A 22,224-nucleotide genomic window follows, 5' to 3' on the forward strand; every position below is an offset into this window, starting at 1 on the left:
CGCCCCCCGGATGCGCATTGAAGGCCCAGCAGGACCGGACGCGATAGCATCACCTGATGCCCGTCGCGCCAGGCACGAACTTCCCATAGGGCTTAGCCCCCACTAGAACAGGATTACTCATGTCCTTTGCTTCCCTCGGTCTCTCCGAGGCTCTAGTCCGCGCTATCGAGGCAGCGGGCTATACCCAGCCTACGCCGGTGCAACAGCGGGCCATTCCCGCCGTGTTGCAAGGTCGCGACCTGATGGTCGCGGCGCAGACAGGTACTGGTAAAACCGGTGGCTTTGCACTGCCGATTCTCGAACGCCTGTTTCCAGGTGGCCACCCCGACAAGTCCCAGCGCCATGGCCCACGCCAGCCGCGGGTACTGGTGCTGACCCCCACCCGCGAACTCGCCGCCCAGGTCCACGACAGCTTCAAGATCTACGCCCGCGACCTCAAGTTCGTCAGCGCCTGCATCTTCGGCGGTGTCGGCATGAACCCGCAGGTGCAGGCCATGTCCCGCGGCGTCGACGTGCTGGTGGCCTGCCCCGGCCGTCTGCTGGACCTCGCCGGCCAGGGCAGCGTCGACCTGAGCCACGTTGAGATCCTGGTGCTCGACGAAGCCGACCGCATGCTCGACATGGGCTTCATCCATGACGTGAAGAAGGTCCTCGCACGCTTGCCTGCCAAGCGCCAGAACCTGCTGTTCTCGGCGACCTTCTCCAAAGACATCACCAACCTGGCCGACAAGCTGCTGCACAACCCCGAGCGCATCGAGGTCACGCCGCCCAACACCACGGTCGAGCGTATCGAGCAGCGTGTGTACCGTCTGCCCGCCAGCCACAAGCGTGCCCTGCTGGCCCACCTGATCACCCAGGGTGCCTGGGAGCAGGTACTGGTCTTCACACGTACCAAGCACGGCGCCAACCGCCTGGCCGAGTACCTCGAGAAGCACGGCCTGACTGCCGCGGCGATTCACGGCAACAAGAGCCAGAACGCGCGCACCAAGGCCCTGGCCGACTTCAAGGCCGGCACCGTGCGCATCATGGTCGCCACCGACATCGCCGCCCGCGGCCTGGACATCGACCAGTTGCCCCACGTGGTCAACTTCGAGCTGCCCAACGTCGAGGAAGACTACGTGCACCGTATCGGCCGTACCGGCCGTGCGGGCCGTTCCGGCGAGGCCATCTCGCTGGTGGCGCCGGACGAAGAGAAGCTGCTCAAGAGCATCGAGCGCGTCACCCGCCAGAAAATCCAGGACGGCGACCTGATGGGCTTCGATGCCTCGACGGTCGAAGCCGAAAAACCCGAAGCCCGTGAACGTCCGCAGATGAACCCGCGCGGTGGCCGTGGCCAGCGTGCCGACGGCAGCAATGCCGGCGGGCGCAAGGACAAGGGCAAGGACAAAGGCCAGGAAAAGGATAAGCCCGCAGGCGACAGAGCCACTGAGAAGGCCGCCGGCGGGCGCCAAGAGCGCAAGCCCCGTGACAACAGCAAAACCCGCCAGGCACCCTCGGGTCAGGCAGCAGTAGTTCCGAAAATCCCGGCCGACCGTGACCCTGAAGCCTTCCTGGACGACGAAGTGGACAACTTCGGCAACCGTGCCGACTACGTCAGCCCGTACCAGAACAAGGGCGGCCAGGGCCGCAACCGTCGCCCGGGCGCACCGGCAGCCGCCGGTACCGGCACCGGCGCACCCCGCGGTGGCCAGCCACGCAGCAACACCGGTGGTGGTGCACGTAGCGGTGGCGCCGGCAGCAATGGCGAGAAGCGCGGTGGTGCACGCAGCGGTGGCGGTGGTCGCGATGGCCAGGCGCGCCGTGACGGCAGCAACAACCGCAACCGCCGCCCGGCCCGTGACGATCAGTCGTCGCAGGAACCGGCAGTGCGCAACCCGCGTGACGGCCAGTCGCAGCCCAAGATCGTGCACAAGGAATCCAAGATCGACCGGTTCCCGACCGCCGAACAGCTCGAGCAGCTGCCAAGCCGCCCACGTGGCGAGAAGCCTGCGCTGCTGACGCGCAACCGCTGATCCCGCCACTGCGCACACAAAAACGCCGCCCCTAGGGGCGGCGTTCTTGTTTACAGGCCAGGCAATTACTTCTGCTTGACGCCTTCCAGCGAGATGTCCAGCTGGGCGGTCTGTGCCACGTCGCCAGGCAGCTTGATGCCGAAGTCTTTCAGATCCAGCGTGGTGGTGGCGTTGAAACCGGCGCGCTCGCCGCCCCATGGGTCCTTGCCTTCACCGTTGAAGGTGGCCTTGAAGGTCACTGGCTTGGTCACGCCGTGGAAGGTCAGGTCGCCGGTCACGTCGGCAGTCTTGTCGCCAGTGGGCTTGACGGCGGTGGAGACGAACTTGGCGTCGGCGAATTTCGAAACGTCCAGGAAGTCCTTGCTGGCGATGTGCTTGTCACGCTCGGCGTGGTTGGACCACAGGCTGGCGGTCTTCACGTCTACCGAGATCTTGCTGTCCTGCGGCTTGGCGGAATCCCAGCTGAAGGTACCGTCCCAGTCCTTGAAGGTGCCGTGGATGAAGCTGTAGCCCAGGTGGCTGACTTTCCAGTCGATGAAGGCGTGCTGGCCTTCCTTGTCGATCTTGTAGTCGGCAGCCATGGCCTGGCCAGCGGTGAACAGGGCGGTACCGAGCGCCAGAGCGGCAAAAGTCTTTTTCAACATTACTTCTATTCCTTTGGAGTTGAGGTTGAACATCAAGCTTTGCGGCCCAGCATGCGGGTGAGGGTCGCGTCACGGTCGATAAAGTGGTGCTTGAGGGCGGCCAGGCCATGCAGGCCGGCGAAGATCACCAACCCCCAGGCCAGGTAGAAATGGATTTCCCCGGCGACATCCGCCTGGTTGGGCAGGTCGCTGACCAGTGCCGGCACCTCGAACAGGCCGAACACCGGGATGCCCACGCCGTCGGCGGTGGAGATCAGGTAGCCGGTGATCATCACCCCGAACAGGCCCACGTACAGCAGGCCGTGGCCGGCCTTGGCGGCGAAGCGGGTAAGCGGGCCGTGGTTGGCCGGGGCCGGTGGTGGCGGGCTGATGAAGCGCCACAGCACGCGACCGAGCATGATCGCCAGCAGGGTCAGGCCGATACTCTTGTGCAGGTCGGGTGCCGTTTTGCGCCACGCACTATAGTAGTCCAGGCCGACCATCCACAGCCCCAGGCCGAACAGGCCGAAAACCGCCAGGGCCACGCCCCAGTGCAGGACGATACTGACCACGCCATAGCGAGAAGGAGAATTGCGCAGTTGCATTGCCGTGTTTCCCTGTAAGAACTGTGCCCAAGACTAACCGGTTATCTATCGAATTAAAGCGGAAAATTTCGCTTTGAACGATCGAGAAACATGATCTTTAGTGTGAGACGAACAGGTTAAGGAAACATTAACTCGGCAGGAAGGAATTCTGGTGCTGCTGGACGCGCATCGCGGGTCAAGCCCGCCCCCACAGGGTCTTCGGCGATCCTGTGGGAGCGGGCTTGACCCGCGATGCGGTCACTGCATTACTGCGTCTTGGCTTGGGTAGCCGCCGCCGGCTTCTTCGCCACCGGCTTGGCCGCAGGCTTTTTGACCGGCTGGGCCTTGGCCGCAGGCTTCTTGGCTGGCGCAGCTTTCGCCGGGGCCTTCTTGGCAGCAGGCGCAGGCTTTGCCGGCGCCTGCCTGGCTACTGGCGCAGCCGCAGCGGGCGTTGGCGCCGGCGCAGGTGCAGCGGCTGGGGCTGGGGCTGGCGCAGGAGCTGGCGCCGCATCAACCGGCTTGGCCGGCGCGTTGTCTACCGGCTTGTCACCGCCACCGAACAACCTCGAGAAGAAGCCAGGCTTGCTGTCCTTGGCCGCCACCGCTGCCGCTGCGGCCCCGGCCGCCACCGGCGCCAGCTTGGCCGGGTCGAACGACTTGCCGTTGGACATGTCCACCACCTGGCCCGCCGCGCGCTGGCCGCTGCGCAGAGCGCCTTCCAGTGTGCCGGGGTACAGCGCATCGGTGTGTTCGCCGGCAAACGCCACGCGCTGCACCGGACGCTCCCACAGGCGCCAGAACTTGCTGATCTGCCCCGGCCCGTAGGCGAGGTACGCACCGCCCGTGCCGGCATCGGTGCTGTAGCGACGCACTTCATAGCCGGTGAACGCGCCACGCGCCTGCGGGTAGAACGCATGCAGGCGAATCAGCACCTGGTCGACCATCTGCTTGTCGCCGAACGCCTGCAGCAGGCGCGCGTTGTCACCGGACAGGTTGATCACCACGTTGGCGCCACCCTTGAGCGCCGGTTCGATCCACAGCATGCCCAGGCCGGTGTTGCTGTAGATTTCGCCCGACATGCGCGCACGGCTTTCCCAGACCGGGGTCTTGAACTTGAGCAGCAGCTGGTCGCGCCAGCCGTAGTTGGTGCCCTTGAGCGCCGCCAGGTGCTGGTTGTCCAGGCTCGGGGTCATCTGGATCTTGGCCAGGGCGCGCAACGGTACCGCCAGCACCACGTAGTCGGCGCTGTAGCCCACCGCGCCGATCTTGACCGTGACGCCGTCCTTGTCCTGGATGATCGCGCTGACCGGTGCGCTGGTCTTGATGGTCTTCAGTTGCTTGACGAAAGCCTGCGCCAGCACCGGGCTGCCGCCGGGCAGACGGGCGGCGCGCAGGTCGCGATCGCTCACATCGCGGTACACGCGGGTCTGCTGCGCGAAATACAGCAATGACAGGCGCGAAGGCTCGTCATAGCGGGTACGGATCTGCTGGTTGACCAACTGGCGCGCGGTCGGTGGCAGTTGCAGCTTGTCCAGCCAGCCGGAAACGTTGAGCTGGTCGAGGGCGAACAGGGTGCTGTTGGCCGCCGGGTTTTCAGGGTCGCTGATCGAGCGCGCCAGGTCGTCGAGGGTCTTCTCGTAGCGCTTGAGTGCCTCGGCGGTGGCCGGCTGCTTGGTGGCCAGGTCTGCGGCGCTGAAGTACTCGCCATCGATCAGGTAGCTCGGTACGCGCACGAACTCCGGCGCCGGCAGGGTGGCCAGCTTGAAGGTGTCGAGGTAGCGGTTGAGGGTCGGCTGGGCCTTGCTGTTGCCGATCCACTCGCTGGTGGCCAGGCCCGAACGCCCGCCCATGCCCGGCTTGGCTTCCAGCAGGGTCACCTGCCAGCCCTTGTTTTGCAGTTCGTAGGCGGCGGTGAGGCCTGCCAGGCCGCCACCGACCACGATGGCCGTCGGCTGCTTGGCAGCCGCGAGGGCGCCCGCGCTGAACAGCCCTATCATTACCAGCGCGCAGGCGCGCAGCCAACCAGCAGACATTCGGCGAACTCCGGATCAAAGGCGGAAAATGCGGGGTGATCCCCCCGGGAAAAACGTCGGTGAAGGATACGTCAGGCCGCCCGGGCCTGCCACTAATGCCCGCACCGTTTGCGCCTTATGGGTTGTCCTGCCCCGGCGCTTTGCATAGGCTTGCGCGGTTACCCGAACCCGCGTCGCCAGGAGAGAGCCCATGGGCCTGAATCAACAGTGGATGGAACGTGACCTCAAGGTCCTGTGGCATCCCTGCACCCAGATGAAAGACCACGAGCACCTGCCGCTGATCCCGATCAAGCGTGGCGAAGGCGTATGGCTCGAAGACTTCGAAGGCAAGCGCTACCTCGACGCGGTGAGTTCCTGGTGGGTCAACGTGTTCGGCCACGCCAACCCGAAGATCAACCAGCGCATCAAGGACCAGGTCGACCAGCTCGAACACGTGATCCTCGCAGGCTTCAGCCACCAGCCGGTGATCGAGCTGTCCGAGCGCCTGGTCAAGCTCACCCCCGAGGGCCTGAACCGCTGCTTCTACGCCGACAATGGCTCCTCGTGCATCGAAGTGGCGCTGAAGATGAGCTTCCATTACTGGCTCAACAAGGGCCAGCCGGACAAGAAGCGCTTCGTCACCCTGAGCAACAGCTACCACGGCGAGACCATCGCGGCGATGTCGGTGGGCGACGTTCCGCTGTTCACCGAGACCTACAAGGCACTGCTGCTCGACACCCTCAAGGTGCCCAGCCCCGACTGCTACCTGCGCCCCGAGGGCGTGAGCTGGGAAGACCATTCGCGCACGATGTTCGCCGCCATGGAACAGACCCTGGCCGAACACCACCAGAGCATCGCCGCCGTGATCGTCGAACCGCTGATCCAGGGCGCCGGCGGCATGCGCATGTACCACCCGGTGTACCTCAGGCTGCTGCGCGAGGCGTGCGACCGCTACGGCGTGCACCTGATCCACGACGAGATCGCCGTAGGCTTCGGGCGCACCGGCACGATGTTCGCCTGCGAGCAGGCCGGCATCCGCCCCGACTTCCTGTGCCTGTCCAAGGCCCTCACCGGCGGCTACCTGCCGCTGGCCGCGTGCCTGACCACCGACGAGGTGTACAGCGCGTTCTACGACGATTACCCGACCCTGCGCGCGTTCCTGCACTCGCACAGCTATACCGGCAACCCGCTGGCCTGTGCCGCGGCGCTGGCGACCCTGGACATCTTCGAGCAGGACAACGTGATCGAGGCCAACAAGGCCCTGGCCACACGCATGGCCACGGCCACCGCGCACCTGGTCGACCACCCGCATGTGGCCGAAGTGCGCCAGACCGGCATGGCCCTGGCCATCGAGATGGTGCAGGACAAGGTCAGCAAGACCGCCTACCCGTGGCAGGAGCGGCGCGGCCTGAAGGTGTTCGAGCATGCCCTGACCCGTGGTGCGCTGCTGCGCCCGCTGGGCAGCGTGGTGTACTTTCTGCCGCCGTACGTGATCACCCCCGAACAGATCGACTTCCTGGCCGAGGTGGCCAGCGAGGGCATCGATATCGCCACGCGCAGCAGCGTGAGCGTGGCGGTGCCGGCCGATTTCCATCCTGATTTCCGCGATCCGGGCTAAACAGCATCGCGGGTCCCAGCTCCAACAGGGATCACCTGTAACCCTGCAGGAGCAGGCTTTACCCGCGATGGCGCCCGAACTGCCTCCATCTTATTCAGAGCAGAACCATGAGACTGTCCCGCTTCTTCATCGACGCCCCCCTGAGCCTGGGCGAGCACGACCTGCCCGAGGCCCAGGCCCACTACATCGGCCGCGTGCTGCGCATGGCGCCGGGCGATGCGGTGCAACTGTTCGACGGCAGCGGCCAGGAATACCTGGGCGAACTGCTCGAGGTCGGCAAGAAGAGCGTGCGCGTCACGCTCGCCCAGGCCCTCCCCGGCCAGGCCGAATCCCCCCTGCACGTGCACCTGGGCCAGGGCCTGTCCCGTGGCGAGCGCATGGACTGGGCGATCCAGAAGGCCACCGAACTGGGTGCCAGCGTGATCACCCCGATCGTCAGCGAACGCTGCGAGGTGCGTCTGAAGGACGAACGTGCCGACAAGCGCCTGGCCCACTGGCGCCAGGTGGCGATCAGTGCCTGCGAACAATGCGGGCGCTCGACAGTGCCGACGATCCATTCACCGGTGCTGTTGGCAGACTGGCTCAAGGCGCGAGACGAGGCGCTGAAACTGGTGCTGCACCCGGTGGCCGAACCCTTGACCAGCCATGCCAGGCCCGCGAGCCTGGCGTTTCTGATCGGGCCGGAGGGCGGCTTGTCGGAGGTAGAAGTGGAGCAGGCCAAGGCGGCAGGGTTCCATGCCGCGCGCCTGGGCCCGCGGGTGCTGCGTACCGAAACGGCGCCAGTGGTGGCGCTGGCAGTGGCGCAGCAGCTGTGGGGCGACTTCTAGACCGCGTCGCGGCGTTCGCCGGCAAGGCCGGCTCCTACTGCAGGAGCCGGCCTTGCCGGCGAAGGGGCCCTAAAGCACGTAGAAAAATATCGCGATAAAGTGCAGCAGGCTGCCGGCAATCACGAACAGGTGCCAGATGCCATGCCAATGGCGGAAGCGGCTGTCATAGGCAAAGAAGATGATGCCGATGGTGTACAGCGCGCCCCCCGCCGCCAGCCAGGCGAACCCCGCCGTACCCAGGCTGGCCAGCAGCGGTTTGACCGCCACCAGCACGATCCAGCCCATCAGTGCGTAGATCACGATGGACAGCACGCGCGCCTCGGAGCGCGGCTTGATCTCCTGCAGCATGCCGATAACCGCCAGCCCCCACACCACCCCGAACAGGCTCCAGCCCCACGGACCGCGCAGGCTCACCAGGCAGAACGGGGTATAGCTGCCGGCAATCAGCAGGTAGATCGACAGGTGATCGAGCTTGCGCATGATCACCTTCGCCCGCCCGCGCACGCTGTGATAAAGGGTCGAAGTGCTGTACAGCAGCATCAGCGTGAAGCCGTAGATGGCCAGGCTGACGATCTTCCAGGGGTCGCCCTGCATCCCGGCCACCACCAGCAGCCAGATCGCGCCGATGCAGGCCAGAACCGCGCCCACCAGGTGGGTCCAGGCATTGAAACGTTCACCGTGGTACATGCATTGATGCCCTCCGTAGAATGATTCGCTCCCCTACCCTACACAAGCCCGGCATCAAGTGCATTACGCGGTTGGTACTAGGCCCCGGCCGTCTGCAACAGCTGTTCCAGCCCGGGCAGGTCCGGTACCCGCGCCACCTGCTCGCCCACCTGCACCGCCGCCAGCTCCAGCGGCGCCAGCGGCACATCGACGTAGTTGAGCTGGCTGTCGAGCTTGCACGTGCGCGGTATGCCCTGCACCAGCAGGGCGAAGAAACGCCGCGGCGTATCGCCCAGGGCATTGAGTACCACGATGCGCGCGCGCTCGCCAACCTGGGTCTGGCCACCGCAGGCCGCCTCGAAGCTCAGCAGCGGCAGGCGCTGGCTGCGCCAGTCGATCCAGCCCAGCAACCAGGCCGGCTGATGCGGCAAGGGCGTGCACGGCTGGTAGCCGATCAGCTCGGCCACCGCCACGTTGGGCAGCACCAGGCTGCGGTCGCTCAACGGCAGCAACAGCCCGGTGAGGGTGTTGCGCCGATTGTTGCGAGGGGTCTGTTCAAGCATGCGGGGTACTCCAGCGGGCGATGCTCTGCAGCAGCACCGACTCCTGGTAGGGCTTGCCCAGGTAGTCGTTGACGCCAATGGCCATGGCGCGGTCGCGGTGCTTCTGGCCGGTACGCGAGGTGATCATGATGATCGGCAGGTCCTTCAGGTGCGGGTCCTGGCGCACCTGGGTGGCCACCTCGAAGCCGTCCATGCGTGGCATCTCGATGTCCAGCAGCAGGATGTCGGGACGGTGTTCGGCCAGCACACTCATGGCATCGACCCCATCCTTGGCCGTCAGCACGTTCATGCCATGGCGCTCCAGCAGGCGCCCGGTCACCTTGCGCACCGTGACCGAATCGTCCACCACCAGCACCAGCAACGGACGTGCGGCGGCATTGCCAGGGTGCTCCAGGCGCAGGCGTGCGGCGCCCTGGGCCACCTTGGACAACTGCAGGTGCAGCGCACGCAGTTGCGCCAGCAGGTCGAGAATCAGTACCACGCGGCCATCGCCCAGCAGGGTCGCCCCGGCCAGCCCGTGCACTGCGGCAAACTGCGGGCCAAGGCTCTTGACCACGATTTCACGGCTGGCCGCCAGGCTGTCCACCTGCACGGCGAACTGCTGGTCGTGGGCCTGCACCAACAGTACCGGCAGCGGCAGGCTCTGCCCCAGCAGGCGCGGCTGCACCTCGCCCTGCAGCAGTTCGCCGAGGTAGCGCAGTTCATAGCGGTGGCCGGCGTAGCGGTAGCACGGCGGGTCCAGCTGGTAGCAGGCCTCGAGCTCGGCCGGCGGTACACGGACCACGCCCTCGATGGTGTTCAGCGGCACCGCGTACTGTTCTTCGCCGTAGTTCACCATCAGTGCGCGATTGACCGACACGGTGAACGGCAGGCGAATCAGAAAACGCGCACCCTTGCCCGGCACCGAGTTGATCACCATCGAGCCGCCCAGTTGCTTGACCTCTTCGTGCACCACGTCCATGCCCAGGCCACGCCCGGAAATCTGGGTGATCTTCTCGGCAGTGGAGAACCCGGGCCGCAGGATGAACTGCATCACCTCGTGATCGCTCAGTTCGGTGGCCGGGTCCAGCAGGCCGCGCTTGATCGCCTTTTGCCGCACCGCCTCCAGCGGCACGCCGGCGCCATCGTCGGTCATTTCGATAACGATATCGGCGCCTTCGTGCAGCAGGTTGAGGGCGATGGTGCCCTGCTCCGGCTTGCCCGCCGCCAGGCGCGCCGCACGGTTTTCCATGCCGTGGTCGACGGCGTTGCGCAGCATGTGTTCCAGCGGCGCCACCATGCGTTCGAGCACACTGCGGTCCAGCTCGCCCTCGGCATTGCCCACCACCAGCTCGACCTGCTTGCCCAGCTCGCTGGCAACCTGGCGCACCACCCGCTGCAGGCGCGGCACCAGGCGCTCGAACGGCACCATGCGGGTGCGCGTCAGGCCTTCCTGCAACTCGCTGTTCACCCGCGCCTGCTGTTGCAGCAGGCTGTAGGCGTCATGGGCACGCACGGCCAGGGTTTCCTTCAGGTCCAGCAGATCGGAGGCCGACTCGAACAGGGCCCGCGACAGCTGCTGCAACTGTGAATGACGGTCCATTTCCAACGGGTCGAAGTCGTCATAGCCCAGCGCCTCGCCTTCGCTCTGCTGGCGGCTGAGGATGCGCCCCTGGGTCTCGGTATCGAGCCGGCGCAGCTGGTCGCGCATGCGCTCGAGCGTGGTTTCCATCTCGCCCAGGGCCACCTGCGCATCGTTCACCTGCTGTTCGATGCGCCCGCGAATGATCGAGTTCTCGCCCGCCAGGTTGCCCAGGTCGTCGAGCAGCTCGGCCGTCACCTTGACCATGTCGGCCGGGGCACGCTCCGGGCTCGGCGCCGCCACTTCCACCGGGGCCACCTCGGCGCCGGGCGTTGCGGCGGCGGTGTCGCTCAGGGCAGCACTGCTGAAATTACGGATATAGTCGATCAGCGCCGTGGCGGCGTGCAGCGGCTGGTGCAGGCGCACCGCATCGAGCATGTGCGCCAGGCGGTCATGGCAGTTCTGCAGCAGGCTGAACAGCGCCGGGCTGGGTTGCAGCTGCCCGGCCGCCAGGTGTTCATAGAGGAATTCGAGTTCATGGGCCAGGTCGCCGATGGGCGCGATCTCGACCATGCGCGCACCGCCCTTGAGGGTGTGCAGGTCGCGCAGCAGGTTCTCCACCTCCACCCCGTTGCGCGGGTCGGCCTGCCAGCGCAGCAGCGCGGCACCGGCACTTTCGGCGATGTCGAAGCCTTCCTCGAGAAAGATCTCCAGCAGTTCCTTGTCGCCCTCGTGACGCTGGGGCTCCGCCGGCTTGCCTTGGGGCTCGGGCGCCGGTGCGGTGTGACGGAACTCGCGCAGGGCTGCCAGCTGTTCCACCACCAGCTCCGTTGCCTGTCCCTGCTGCACCTGCTCGAGCAGACGCCCGAGCAACGCATGGCTTTCACGCAGCAGGCCCGGCAACAGGTTGCCGGGCTGGTAACGGCGATCGACCAGGCCCTCGTAGAGCAACTCCAGCTCCTGGGCCAGCACCTCGACCGCACCCACCTGCGCCAGCTGTGCGCCACCCTTGAGGGTCTGCAGGTCGCGCTGCAGCGACGACAGCGCCGAGCCGTTGTCGGGGTCGCCGGCCCAGCGCGCCAGGGCCTGGTCGGCCCCTTCGAGGATGTCGCGGGCCTCCTCCAGAAACAGCTCGACCACCTCGCTGTCGTGCGCCTGGCGTTGCAGCGCGCGGGTGGCGTCGCCCAGTTCGGCGATCTGCCCGGGCTGCTCGCCCTGGCTGCGCACCAGGCCCATGGCATCCGGCGCCAGGCCTTGTTCGAGCAGCTCGCGCAAAGCGTGCAGGCGTTGTGGTTGCGGGTCCACTTCCTGGCCGGCGGCAATCTGGTCGAGCATGTCGATCAGGGCTTCATGGGCCCTTTGCGCCTCGCCGAAGAAGCGCTCGCTGACCGCCAGGCTGCTCTCCTCCACCGCGCCGTACAGGTCCAGCAGCGCCTCGCACAGTTCGTCCACCTGCCACAGGTCGGCCAGGTGCGCGCTCTGCCCCAGGGTGGTCAGTTCATCCAGCAGCGCAGTCAGCTCCTGGCGCTCGCCGGGGTGCTCCTGCCAGCGTTGCAACAGGGTTTCGGCGTCCAGCAGGATGTCCATGCCCTGGGCCAGGAAGCTGGCGATCAGTTGCGGGTCGCGCTTGACCCGCAGGCCCTGGCTCGGCGCATCGCGCAGTGCCTGCAGGCGCGCAGCAACCAGCTGGTCGATCTGTTCGATGAGGGTCCGGGCACCGCCGATGGGTGCCAGCGGGGTGCTGTCGAGCTGTGCCAGACCGCGGCGCAGCAGCGGTTCGGCCATCTGCAGCAGGTACAGCTCGTCAAGGTCCAGGCCCAGCTGGTGGGCCTTGAATTCGCGGGCCAGCAGGTCCAGTGCGCTGGCCAGCTCGGCGATCGGCACCACCCCGGCCATCGCGGCGCTGCCCTTGAGGGTATGCAGCGCCCGTTGCAGGCTGTCGCTGACTGGCACCGGCAACTGCGCCTCGGCGGCCTGCAGAAACTCGTCGACACTGGCCAGGTGGGTCTGCGCCTCGTTGCGGAAGATCTCCAGCAGGCGCGGGTCGAAGGCCGGCTCCGGGGCTGTGACGCCCAGCGGGTCGTTCATCGCCAGCGCATGCAGGCGCGTGGCCAGGCGCTCGACCTCGGCATGGGGCAGAGCCTGGGCCTGGGCGAATTCATCCAGCAACGGCGTCAGCAGCGCAATGCTCTGCTCGAGCCCGGCCAGCACATCGCCGCAGGCTTCGACCCGGCCTTCGAGCATGCGGTTGAGCAGGTGCTCGGCGGCCCAGGCAAGCTCGGCCAGCACCTGGGCGCGCACCATGCGGCCGCTGCCCTTGAGGGTGTGGAAGGCGCGGCGCATTTCCACCAGCGCGTCACGTGCCGCCGGGTTGCCCCGCCATATCGCCCAGTGCTGTTGCAACTGCTGCAGCACCTCCTCGGCTTCCTCCAGGAACACCTCGCGCAGCTCGTCGTCCAGCGGTGCCTCGTGCATCTCGGGCGCAGGCGCGGGTGCCGACGGGGCCGGCGGCAGGCTCGGGAACCCCAGTGCGGTCAGGGCCAGCTGGGTGCGCTCGAGCCATTCGTCCAGGTCGGCCTGGGGGTCGATGGCGCGCCATTGCAGGTACAGTTCCAGGCTGCACAGGGCATCGGCCAGGTGATCCAGCGCGGCGTTGTCCGGCAGCCGCTCGGCGTACAGCAGGTGGGTCTCGACGTAATCATGGCAACGCCGCACCAGCGCCGCCGCCCGGGGCAGCATGAGCATCGCCAGCGCCCCGCGGATCTGCGTGAACAGCCCCGGCAGCGGTTGCAGGCGCAGGCGATCCCAGCCGGCCTCCAGGCAATCGGCGATCAGGTCCTTGGCCTGCAGCAGCACGCCGTGGGCCTCGTCCAGCACCAGTCGGCGAATGTCGTCCAGGTCGGTGCCGGGTACGCTGGCCTGGCTGACCGACTCGATCGAGCCCACCATGCCGCCCAGGGTCGCCTCGACATACAGCAGCGCCCCGGCAACATCCATCAGCAGCGCGTCCTCGGGCACCCGCTGGCCCTGGGCCAGGGCCTGAAGCACCGCCACCTGGTCGATGATCACCCGGCGCGGCTGGCCGAAGCCGAGCACCGCCAGGGTATCGGCGATCTGGCGCAACGGCGCCAGCAGCGGGGCCAGCGCCTCGACCTGCTGGCGGTCGCTGCGCACGAACAGGTCCAGTAGCTCCTTGATGCGCACCAGGTCTTCGCGCACTGCCAGCACCACCGAACGCATCGCATCGCGCCCCGGCACCGCCTCAAGCGGGTCCCGCAGCGCGCCGAGGCTCAGGCCTAGCCCCGCAGCGGGCTCGGCGACGGCCTGCTCGCCCGGCAGGCTGGCCTGGGCCAGCGCCGGCGCGCCACGCGCGGCACGCAACGGGTTGAGCAGTGGCAGCACCAGCAACGGCAGCTCGTGCCGGGCGCCGCGCAGGTGTTGCAGGTACTGCGGCAACTGCTCCAGCGCCCTGAACAACGCGCCCAGCGCGTCACCGCGAGAGGCCACGCGGCCTTCGCCCAGGGCCTGGGCCAGCTGCTGCATTTCACGGGTCAGCAAGGCCGCACCTTCCAGCTCGAGCATCTGCAGGCAGCCGCGCACCTGGCGCAGCGGCGCGTCGAAACGCTCCAGCACCTGGCTGTCGCCAGCGTCGCCGGCAAACTGCTCCAACGCCTGGCGGGCCTGGGCCAGGCAGTCGTCGATGGGGCCCTTGACCCAGGCCAGGGCCACCTTGTCGTGGCGCTCGGCGATACGCACTTTAGTAGCCATAAAGTCCCACGCGCCGGTCAGCGCGGCTCCGTGGTTGGCGGCAAGGTGAAGCCCGACACCGAACGGCGCATCTCGCTGGCCATGCGCGCCAGGTTGCCGATGCTCTCGGCGGTGGCGGTCGAGCCGGACGAGGTCTGCGAGGTGATCTGCTGGATCACCGCCATGGTGTGGGAGATCTGCCCGGCCGAAGAGGTCTGCAACTGCGCGGCATCGGAAATGCTGTGGATCAGTTCGGCCAGGGTCTGCGATACACCCTCGATTTCGGCCAGCGCCACCCCGGCATCCTGCGCCAGACGCGCCCCGCGCACCACTTCGGCGGTGGTCTGCTCCATGGAGATGACCGCCTCGTTGGTGTCGGCCTGGATCGCGCGTACCAGCGCCTCGATCTGGCGCGTGGCCGAAGATGAGCGTTCGGCCAGGCGCTGCACCTCGTCGGCCACCACCGCAAAGCCGCGCCCGGCCTCGCCGGCCATCGACGCCTGGATCGCCGCGTTGAGGGCGAGGATGTTGGTCTGGTCGGCAATGTCGTCGATCAGGCTGACGATGTCGCCGATTTCCTGGGACGACTCGCCCAGGCGCTTGATGCGCTTGGCAGTGTCCTGGATCTGCTCGCGGATGTTGTCCATGCCGTTGATGGTGTTGTGCACCACCTCGTTGCCCTTGTTGGCAATGGCCACCGAGCGCTCGGCCACCTTGGCCGACTCGTAGGCGTGCCCCGACACCCGGTCGATGGACTCCGCCATGTCGCCCACCGCAATCGACGCATCGGTGATCTGCTGGGCCTGGTGCTCGGAGGCCTTGGCCAGCAGGTGTGCGGTGGTCTGGGTCTCCTGCACCGCGCTGGCGACTTCCTCGGCGCTGAGGTTGATGGTCGCCACCAGGTCGCGCAACTGGTCGATGGAATAGTTGATGGAGTCGGCGATGGCCCCGGTGAAGTCCTCGGTGACCGAGGCGGTGACGGTCAGGTTGCCGTCGGCCAGTTCCTGGATCTCGTTGAGCAGGCGCATGATCGCCTGCTGGTTGCGTTCGTTGGTTTCGGCGGTTTCGCTGAGCTGGCGATTGGTTTCGCGCACCATCACCAGCCCGATCAGGATGATCGAGGCCAGCGCCAGCAGGCCCAGCACGTAGCCGCCGACGGTATCCAGGGTGCGCCCGGAGGCCAGGTTCTCGAAGCCGTTGGCCAGGTGCGAGGCTTCGTCGAGCAATGTCTGCGACAGGCTGAAGATGCTGCCGGCCGCCTCGCGCACGCGAAACAGCTCGGGCGAGGTTTCAAGAATCTCGTCGACGGAGCCTGCGACAAACTGGAACAGCTCGGCGATCTCGGCCAGGCGCGCACGGGCATCCGGGTCCTGGACGCGGGTGACCTGGATCGACGGCGCGCCGCCGAGCATGCCGTCGAGCACCTGGCCGAAGCGGCTGGCATCGCGGCCGAAGGCATCGGCGGCCTGCACCGCGGTGTCGTCGCCGGCCAGCACGGTGTTGACCGAGCCCAGGATGCGCTCGGCCAGCAGCGACTGGCGCTGGGCCACCGCCACCTGGCTGGCGGGGGCGCCACTTTGCAGCAGGATCTCCACCACCTTTTCGTACTCGACCTGCAACTGCGGCACGGTCTCGGCCAGGGTCGCGGCCACCTGGTGCAGCGACAGCACGGTCTGCTCGCTGGCCAGGATCGCGTCGGTGCTCTTGCGCAGGCTCTCCCAGTCGCGTTGCACCGCATCCATCTCGCCGCGTACCGCCACCGGGGCCGACGGCAGGCCGGTGGCCGGGTCGCCTTTTTTCAGGTAACCCCAGCGCTGTTCGAAATCGTTGCGCGCATCGTTGAGCAGCTTGAACGCCACGGCTTTGCCGGCGGCGGCCTCGGTTGCGTTCTTGGCGATGCGCTGGGACAGCACGCGCAGCTCGCCGGCATGGCCGATGTACTGCTTGTCGTAGTTGGCCTGGGTATTGAGGTAGGCGAAGTTGGCGAACAGCAGAATGATCGACAGGATCAGCACGATGAACAGTGCGGCGATCTGCGCGCTGCTGCGCGAGCCTTGTACCGAGGGGCGGGTCTTGAACTTGGTCACAGGTCTGGCATCCCTTTACAACGCCACATCGAGAAAGCCTGGCGCCTGGGCCAGGGCGAAGGGGCTGAAAATGCCCCAGCAGTGCTCGCGCTGAAAGTGCCCCTGCACGAAGGGGGTCGCAGCCGGCAGCAGCGGCGCCGGCGGCGACAGCTCAAGGCCGTGCAGGGCAAAGTGCTGCAGGCCCACCACTTCGTCCACCAGCAGCCCGGCGAACAGCTCCTCGTGGTCCAGCACCAGCACCCGCCGCTGCTTGCGCACCACCGACAGGCCCAGGCCGAGAAAACCGCACAGGTCCATCACCGGCAACAGCCGCCCGCGCAGGTTGGCCACCCCCGCCACCCATGGCTTGACCCCGGGAATGCGGCTGAGCCGGGGTTCCTGCAGCACTTCGGCGACCTCGCCCATGGGCGCCACGAACCAGTGCTCGGCCATGCGAAAGCCGATGCCGCTCCAGGTCTGCAGGCGGGTTTCCTGCAATGGCAGGTCGGCAGCCAGCAGGCGACAGCGCCGGTCGATTTCGAGCAACAGCTCGAAGGCGGTCAGCGATTCGCCCATGCGCCGCGTGGTCAAGCCTTGAGAACTTTGTTCAGGACCTGGATCAGGGTGTCTTCGTCCACCGGCTTGGTCAGGTAGTCGCTGGCGCCCTGGCGCTGGCCCCAGACCTTGTCGGTTTCCTGGTCCTTGGTGGTGACGATGATCACCGGGATGCCCTTGGTGACGTCATCCTTGCTCAACTGACGGGTCGCCTGGAAGCCGTTCATGCCGGGCATCACGATGTCCATCAGCACCGCATCGGGCTTTTCCTGGCGGGCCAGGGCCACGCCATCGGCGCCGTTCTCGGCCTTGAGCACCTGGTGCCCGTGCTTTTCGAGCATTCCGGTCAGTTTGTACATTTCGGTCGGCGAATCGTCGACGATCAGAACTCGGGCCATGCTGTTCCCCAATAAAGGCATGACGCCGCGGCCAGGAGGGCGGCGACGTCAGGGTGCGGGTTGTTCTTCTGCGGCGAAACCCGGCACATGGGCGCGGATCGCATCCAGCAGTTCTTCCTTGCTGAAAGGTTTGGTCAGAAATTGATCAGAGCCCACCTGGCGGCTGAGCGCCTTGTCGAACAGGCCGTCGCGCGACGACAGCATGATCACCGGGATGTCCTTGAACGCGCTGTTCTGCTTGATCAGCAGGCAGGTCTGGTAGCCATCGAGGCGCGGCATCAGCACATCGACGAAGATGATCCCCGGGGTGTGGTCGACGATCTTGCCCAGGGCGTCGAAACCGTCGACTGCGGTGACGACTTCGCAACCGGCTTCGCCCAGCAGCTTTTCGGCAGTGCTGCGAATCGTCTTGGAGTCATCGATCACCATCACCTTCAACGCCGTGTCGGGCTGTACCATAATTGCTCTACCATCGCCTGGAAGGGCCTTGCAGGCCACGTGCCAGGCCTTTTTAGCACACTCTGGGGGTGCATTCCATCGAGCCTCGCCGCGCCCAGCGCCGATGCCTGCCGGCTGACGTTTCCCCTTGACCGCCAGCCCGCCGGGCGCCACCCTGACGCACTTCAATTCGAGCCACTGCGGCAGCACGCCGCCGAGAGGAAATACCCCATGAGCGTTCGCCTCGGGATTGTCATGGACCCCATCGCGCAGATCTCCTACAAGAAGGACAGCTCGCTGGCCATGTTGCTGGCCGCCCAGGCCCGTGGCTGGTCGCTGTTCTACATGGAGCAGCACGACCTGTACCAGAGCGAAGGCGTGGCCCGTGCCCGCATGCGCCCGCTCAAGGTGTTCGCCGACCCCGAGCACTGGTTCGAGCTGGAGGCCGAGACCGACGCCGCGCTGAGCGAACTGGACGTGATCCTGATGCGCAAGGACCCGCCCTTCGACATGGAGTTCGTCTACAGCACCTACCTGCTGGAGCAGGCCGAGGCCGCCGGGGTGCTGGTGGTCAACCGTCCGCAGAGCCTGCGCGACTGCAACGAGAAGCTGTTCGCCACGCTGTTCCCGCAGTGCACGCCGCCAACCCTGGTGAGCCGGCGCCCGGACATCATCCGCGAATTCGCCGCCAAGCACGGCGACGTGATCCTCAAGCCGCTGGACGGCATGGGCGGCACCTCGATCTTCCGCCACCGCGTGGGCGACCCCAACCTGTCGGTGATCCTCGAGACCCTGACCGCTCTGGGCACCCAGCAGATCATGGCCCAGGCCTACCTGCCGGCGATCAAGGACGGCGACAAGCGCATCCTGATGATCGACGGCGAGCCGGTGCCGTACTGCCTGGCGCGCATCCCGGCCAGCGGCGAAACCCGCGGCAACCTGGCCGCCGGCGGTCGTGGCGAGGCCCGCGAGCTGACCGAGCGCGATCGCTGGATCGCCGCCCAGGTGGGCCCGACCCTGCGCGAGAAGGGCCTGCTGTTCGTCGGCCTGGACGTGATCGGCGAGCACCTGACCGAAATCAACGTGACCAGCCCCACCTGCATCCGCGAAATCGACAACGCCTACGGCACGCAAATCGGCGCGCAGCTGATGGACGCCATTGATCGCAAGCTCAAGGCACGCTGACCGCCGACAAGTGGCGGGCCCGCGTTGTGGGGTATCATGCCGGTCCATTCTCGACTGGCACCCCGCTGCGCCGGCCCTGCCCCGGCTGCTGGATAATCGATGACGCTTCCTGCCGACCTTCCTGCCGATTTTGCCCCGCCCCGTGTCCGCGCGGCGGACCGGCTGGGCTTTACCCTGTTCCTGGCGGCGCTGCTGCACCTGGCGCTGATCCTGGGCCTGGGGTTTACCTTCGCCAAGCCTGAAGAAATCCGCCGCACCATGGAAATCACCCTGGCTACCTTCAAGAGCGAGGCACCGCCGAAGAAGGCCGATTACCTGGCGCAGGACAACCAGCAGGGCAGCGGCACGCTGGACAAGAAGGCAGTGCCCAAGACCACCGAGATCGCCCCGTTCCAGGACAGCAAGATCAACAAGGTGACGCCGCCCCCGGCCGCGAAGCCCGAAGTGGCGCCCCAGCCGGCCCCGCCCAAGGCGGTGGTGGCCACCACCAGGCCCAAGCCGCAGAAGGTCGAGACCCGCCCCAAGGAGCAGCAGCCCAAGGTGCAACCCAAGGCGGCCACGCCGACGTTCGACAGCGCCGACCTGTCCAGCCAGATCGCCAGCCTCGAGGCGGAGCTGGCCAACGAACAGCAGCTGTATGCCAAGCGCCCGCGCATCCACCGCCTGAGCGCGGCTTCGACCATGCGCGACAAGGGCGCCTGGTACAAGGATGAATGGCGCAAGAAGGTCGAGCGCATCGGCAACCTCAACTACCCGGACGAGGCCCGCCGCCAGCAGATCTACGGCAGTTTGCGCCTGTTGGTGTCGATCAACCATGACGGTTCGCTGTACGAGGTGCTGGTGCTCGAATCTTCCGGGCAGCCGCTGCTGGACCAGGCGGCGCAGCGCATCGTTAGGCTGGCGGCGCCGTTTGCGCCGTTCACCGGGGACCTGTCGGATATCGATCGGCTGGAAATTGTTCGAACGTGGCGCTTCGCCCGTGGGGATCGGTTGTCGAGCAACTGATCGCCGAAGGTGTACTCGCCTGACGTCGTCAAGCGGCTCAAGTAACACCTGTAAGTACGAGTGTTCGTAATCAAAACTACCGAAGCTGGCCAACAAAAAATGTTGTCGCGCAATTGAAGCAGGACCAGCACTTACAATAACTGCGAGGCATGCCTCAACTGCTAGACAGTGAGAAGAGTTTCAACTCGCCATGTCAGATCATTAACCTTCGAGTGGGTTGTTGACGGCAGTAGACCAGTTCAGGTTGTTGCCTACTGTGCCATCGTCTTCAAGATGCCTAACCGTAAATTGGTAGCCATGGTGAGGGTTTGGGCCAGGTGGTTTGAAGGTAATTGTGAAACACCCATTCTCGTACGTCTTACCCTCGCCGCAGTATTCTCCGGTCCCACTGACACAGACCAGATAAGCGCGTTCGGGGTCACCGCGTCCTGTAAGCGTTACCTCACTAGTAAAGAAATTTCCGATTGCTTCGTTGATAGACATCCGAGTGATCATTGCACTTCTCCTTTAGATAAGCCAAATGCTCGGTTTGCGGTGAGACTATGAGTTGATCCAAACCACCTGTCACCTGACACAGTTACCAGTTGTAGGTCGCCGCGAAAAAAATGTACCCGCTTCAAAAAGCAGCGCAGTGCCGCGACATCAGCAACCGCAGGGTCACCTAACTAGCGCCTCACACAGCAGCCCGTGCCGATTAGCACCGCCAAGAAACAGGCATAATCGGCCCGCAGGCTCGACACGCACCTTGTCAGCGTGGCCGCTCGCCGCCACACTAACCCCCATGAAAAACCTCAGCCCGAGTTACCTCAAGCATCAGTTCCTGATTGCCATGCCGCACATGGCCGACCCGAACTTTGCCCACACCCTGACCTACATCGTCGAGCACAATGCCAACGGTGCCATGGGGCTGGTGGTCAATCGCCCGCAGGAGCTGAACCTGGCCGATATCCTCGAGCAGCTGCGCCCGGACACCGAGCCGCCGGCACGCTGCATCCACGTGCCTATCCATATCGGCGGCCCGGTACAGACCGACCGCGGTTTTGTGCTGCACACCAACGACAAGACCTTCCAGGCCACCGTCCAGCTCGACGGGCTGGCCCTGTCGACCTCGCAGGACGTGCTGTTCGCCATCGCCGACGGCGTGGGCCCGGCGCAGAGCCTGATCACCCTGGGCTACGCCGGCTGGGAAGCCGGGCAGCTGGAAGCGGAACTGGCCGACAACGCCTGGCTCAACTGCCCGTTCGACCCCGAGATCATCTTCGGCATGGCCTGCGAGCAACGCCTCGAAGCCGCCGCAGCCAGCCTGGGCATCAACCTCAGCCTGCTCACCAGCCAGGCGGGGCACGCCTGATGGCGGCGCTCAAACTGCTGCTGGGCTTCGACTACGGCACCAAGCAGATCGGCGTCGCCGTCGGCCAGGTGATCACCGGCCAGGCACGCGAGCTGTGCACCCTGAAGGCGCAGAACGGCGCACCCGACTGGGCCCAGGTGGAAAAACTGTTCAAGGAATGGCAACCCGACGCGGTAGTCGTCGGCCTGCCGCTGAACATGGACGGCACGCCCAGCGAAATGAGCGCGCGCGCCGAGAAATTCGCCCGACGCCTGAACGGCCGCTTCAACGTGCCGGCCTACACCCACGACGAGCGCCTGACCACCTTCGAGGCCAAGGGCGAACGCATGGCTCGTGGCGGCCAGCGTGGCAGCTACCGCGACAACCCGGTGGACGCGATTGCCGCCGCCCTGCTGCTGCAAGGCTGGCTCGACGCCCACGCCGAACAGGCCTGAACCCGACCATCGGTTACACGCCGGGCCAGCTCTCTGCCCCGGCCTCTTGAGGAGCAAGCATGAGCCTACCCAACCCCGCCGAACTGATCCGGCAGATGGCCGTTGACCTTCGCGCCCACCTGCAACGCCGCGCCATCGCCGAACCGCGCTTCATCGGCATCCGCACCGGCGGCGTATGGGTGGCCCAGGCGCTGCTGGCCGAGCTGGGCAGCGATTCGCCGCTGGGCACCCTCGACGTGTCGTTCTACCGCGACGACTTCAGCCAGAACGGCCTGCACCCGCAGGTGCGCCCGTCCGAGCTGCCGTTCGAGATCGAAGGCCAGCACCTGGTACTGGTGGACGACGTGCTGATGAGCGGGCGCACCATCCGCGCCGCCCTCAACGAACTGTTCGACTATGGCCGCCCGGCCAGCGTGACCCTGGTGTGTCTGCTGGACCTGGATGCCGGCGAACTGCCGATCCGGCCAAACGTGGTGGGCGCCACCCTGTCGCTGCAAGCCCATGAACGGGTAAAATTGTCCGGCCCCGCGCCGCTCGAACTCGAGCGCCAGGACCTCGCTTCCGCTTCCGCCCTTTAAG

At 66.3% G+C, this 22,224-nt stretch carries 18 protein-coding genes; 8 read left to right on the forward strand and 10 right to left on the reverse strand.

What is annotated here, in order from left to right:
- Positions 1–119 precede the first annotated feature (119 nt).
- The gene (locus tag NJH59_RS05280; protein ID WP_043863616.1) at positions 120–2,012 is read left to right on the forward strand and encodes a DEAD/DEAH box helicase; all 1,893 of its coding nucleotides are present in this window, start codon (positions 120–122) and stop codon (positions 2,010–2,012) included.
- A 65-nt stretch (positions 2,013–2,077) separates the two neighbouring features.
- Here NJH59_RS05280 and NJH59_RS05285 read toward each other — a convergent pair whose 3' ends face one another.
- The 3 genes from NJH59_RS05285 to NJH59_RS05295 all read right to left on the reverse strand — a co-directional run bounded on the left by NJH59_RS05285 (position 2,078) and on the right by NJH59_RS05295 (position 5,252).
- Entirely contained in the window at positions 2,078–2,656 is a 579-nt protein-coding gene (locus tag NJH59_RS05285) for a YceI family protein (protein WP_043863617.1), read from the reverse strand.
- Positions 2,657–2,688: 32 nt separating this feature from the next.
- Complete coding sequence (locus tag NJH59_RS05290) at positions 2,689–3,240, reverse strand: cytochrome b (RefSeq protein WP_043863618.1); 552 nt, start codon at positions 3,238–3,240, stop codon at positions 2,689–2,691.
- A 245-nt stretch (positions 3,241–3,485) separates the two neighbouring features.
- On the reverse strand, positions 3,486–5,252 hold the full coding sequence (locus NJH59_RS05295; RefSeq protein WP_253086486.1) for a flavin monoamine oxidase family protein: 1,767 nt from the start codon (positions 5,250–5,252) through the stop codon (positions 3,486–3,488).
- Between the two features lie 190 nt (positions 5,253–5,442).
- On the opposite strand from NJH59_RS05295, the gene NJH59_RS05300 reads away from it, so the two are divergent.
- Both NJH59_RS05300 and NJH59_RS05305 read left to right on the forward strand, forming a co-directional pair.
- The gene (locus tag NJH59_RS05300) at positions 5,443–6,849 is read left to right on the forward strand and encodes an adenosylmethionine--8-amino-7-oxononanoate transaminase (protein WP_078479848.1); all 1,407 of its coding nucleotides are present in this window, start codon (positions 5,443–5,445) and stop codon (positions 6,847–6,849) included.
- Positions 6,850–6,956: 107 nt separating this feature from the next.
- Entirely contained in the window at positions 6,957–7,676 is a 720-nt protein-coding gene (locus NJH59_RS05305) for a 16S rRNA (uracil(1498)-N(3))-methyltransferase (protein WP_043859631.1), read from the forward strand.
- A gap of 69 nt (positions 7,677–7,745) precedes the next feature.
- Here the strand turns inward: NJH59_RS05305 and NJH59_RS05310 are convergent, their stop codons facing one another.
- From NJH59_RS05310 to pilG, 7 genes are all read right to left on the reverse strand, one after another.
- Entirely contained in the window at positions 7,746–8,363 is a 618-nt protein-coding gene (locus NJH59_RS05310) for a hemolysin III family protein (protein ID WP_043862136.1), read from the reverse strand.
- 77 nt (positions 8,364–8,440) lie between these two features.
- Positions 8,441–8,905 carry a chemotaxis protein CheW gene (locus tag NJH59_RS05315; protein ID WP_043862137.1) on the reverse strand — a complete coding sequence of 155 codons (465 nt, stop codon included), beginning with the start codon at positions 8,903–8,905 and terminating at the stop codon, positions 8,441–8,443.
- Positions 8,898–14,216, reverse strand: a complete 5,319-nt coding sequence (locus tag NJH59_RS05320; protein WP_253086552.1) for an Hpt domain-containing protein — start codon at positions 14,214–14,216, stop codon at positions 8,898–8,900. The genes NJH59_RS05315 and NJH59_RS05320 overlap by 8 nt, the downstream gene beginning before the upstream one ends.
- 35 nt (positions 14,217–14,251) lie before the next feature.
- Positions 14,252–16,300, reverse strand: coding sequence for a methyl-accepting chemotaxis protein (locus NJH59_RS05325; RefSeq protein ID WP_043862138.1), 2,049 nt, complete (start codon positions 16,298–16,300; stop codon positions 14,252–14,254).
- A 15-nt stretch (positions 16,301–16,315) separates the two neighbouring features.
- Positions 16,316–16,870: a chemotaxis protein CheW gene (locus NJH59_RS05330; RefSeq protein ID WP_253086487.1), complete on the reverse strand. Its 555-nt coding sequence runs from the start codon at positions 16,868–16,870 to the stop codon at positions 16,316–16,318.
- Positions 16,867–17,232, reverse strand: coding sequence for a twitching motility response regulator PilH (gene pilH / locus NJH59_RS05335; protein WP_043862140.1), 366 nt, complete (start codon positions 17,230–17,232; stop codon positions 16,867–16,869). The genes NJH59_RS05330 and pilH overlap by 4 nt, the downstream gene beginning before the upstream one ends.
- 48 nt (positions 17,233–17,280) lie before the next feature.
- A complete protein-coding gene (gene pilG, locus NJH59_RS05340) occupies positions 17,281–17,691 on the reverse strand; it encodes a twitching motility response regulator PilG (RefSeq protein ID WP_043862141.1) in 411 nt (136 codons plus the stop codon).
- Between the two features lie 210 nt (positions 17,692–17,901).
- Between pilG and gshB the strand changes: the two genes are divergently transcribed.
- The 5 genes from gshB to pyrR all read left to right on the forward strand — a co-directional run bounded on the left by gshB (position 17,902) and on the right by pyrR (position 22,223).
- Complete coding sequence (gene gshB / locus NJH59_RS05345) at positions 17,902–18,855, forward strand: glutathione synthase (RefSeq protein ID WP_043862142.1); 954 nt, start codon at positions 17,902–17,904, stop codon at positions 18,853–18,855.
- Positions 18,856–18,954: 99 nt separating this feature from the next.
- Positions 18,955–19,860, forward strand: coding sequence for an energy transducer TonB (locus NJH59_RS05350; RefSeq protein ID WP_043862143.1), 906 nt, complete (start codon positions 18,955–18,957; stop codon positions 19,858–19,860).
- 781 nt (positions 19,861–20,641) lie between these two features.
- Positions 20,642–21,211 carry a YqgE/AlgH family protein gene (locus NJH59_RS05355; RefSeq protein WP_043862144.1) on the forward strand — a complete coding sequence of 190 codons (570 nt, stop codon included), beginning with the start codon at positions 20,642–20,644 and terminating at the stop codon, positions 21,209–21,211.
- The gene (gene ruvX, locus NJH59_RS05360) at positions 21,211–21,645 is read left to right on the forward strand and encodes a Holliday junction resolvase RuvX (protein WP_043862145.1); all 435 of its coding nucleotides are present in this window, start codon (positions 21,211–21,213) and stop codon (positions 21,643–21,645) included. Before NJH59_RS05355 ends, ruvX begins: the two co-directional genes overlap by 1 nt.
- A 59-nt stretch (positions 21,646–21,704) precedes the next feature.
- Positions 21,705–22,223 (forward strand): bifunctional pyr operon transcriptional regulator/uracil phosphoribosyltransferase PyrR, encoded by a 519-nt coding sequence (gene pyrR / locus NJH59_RS05365; RefSeq protein ID WP_054915766.1) that lies wholly within the window; start codon positions 21,705–21,707, stop codon positions 22,221–22,223.
- The last annotated feature ends 1 nt before the right edge of the window (position 22,224 follow it).

The sequence above is a fragment of the Pseudomonas sp. VE 267-6A genome (genome assembly GCF_024126555.1).
Lineage (GTDB): Bacteria > Pseudomonadota > Gammaproteobacteria > Pseudomonadales > Pseudomonadaceae > Aquipseudomonas > Aquipseudomonas palmensis.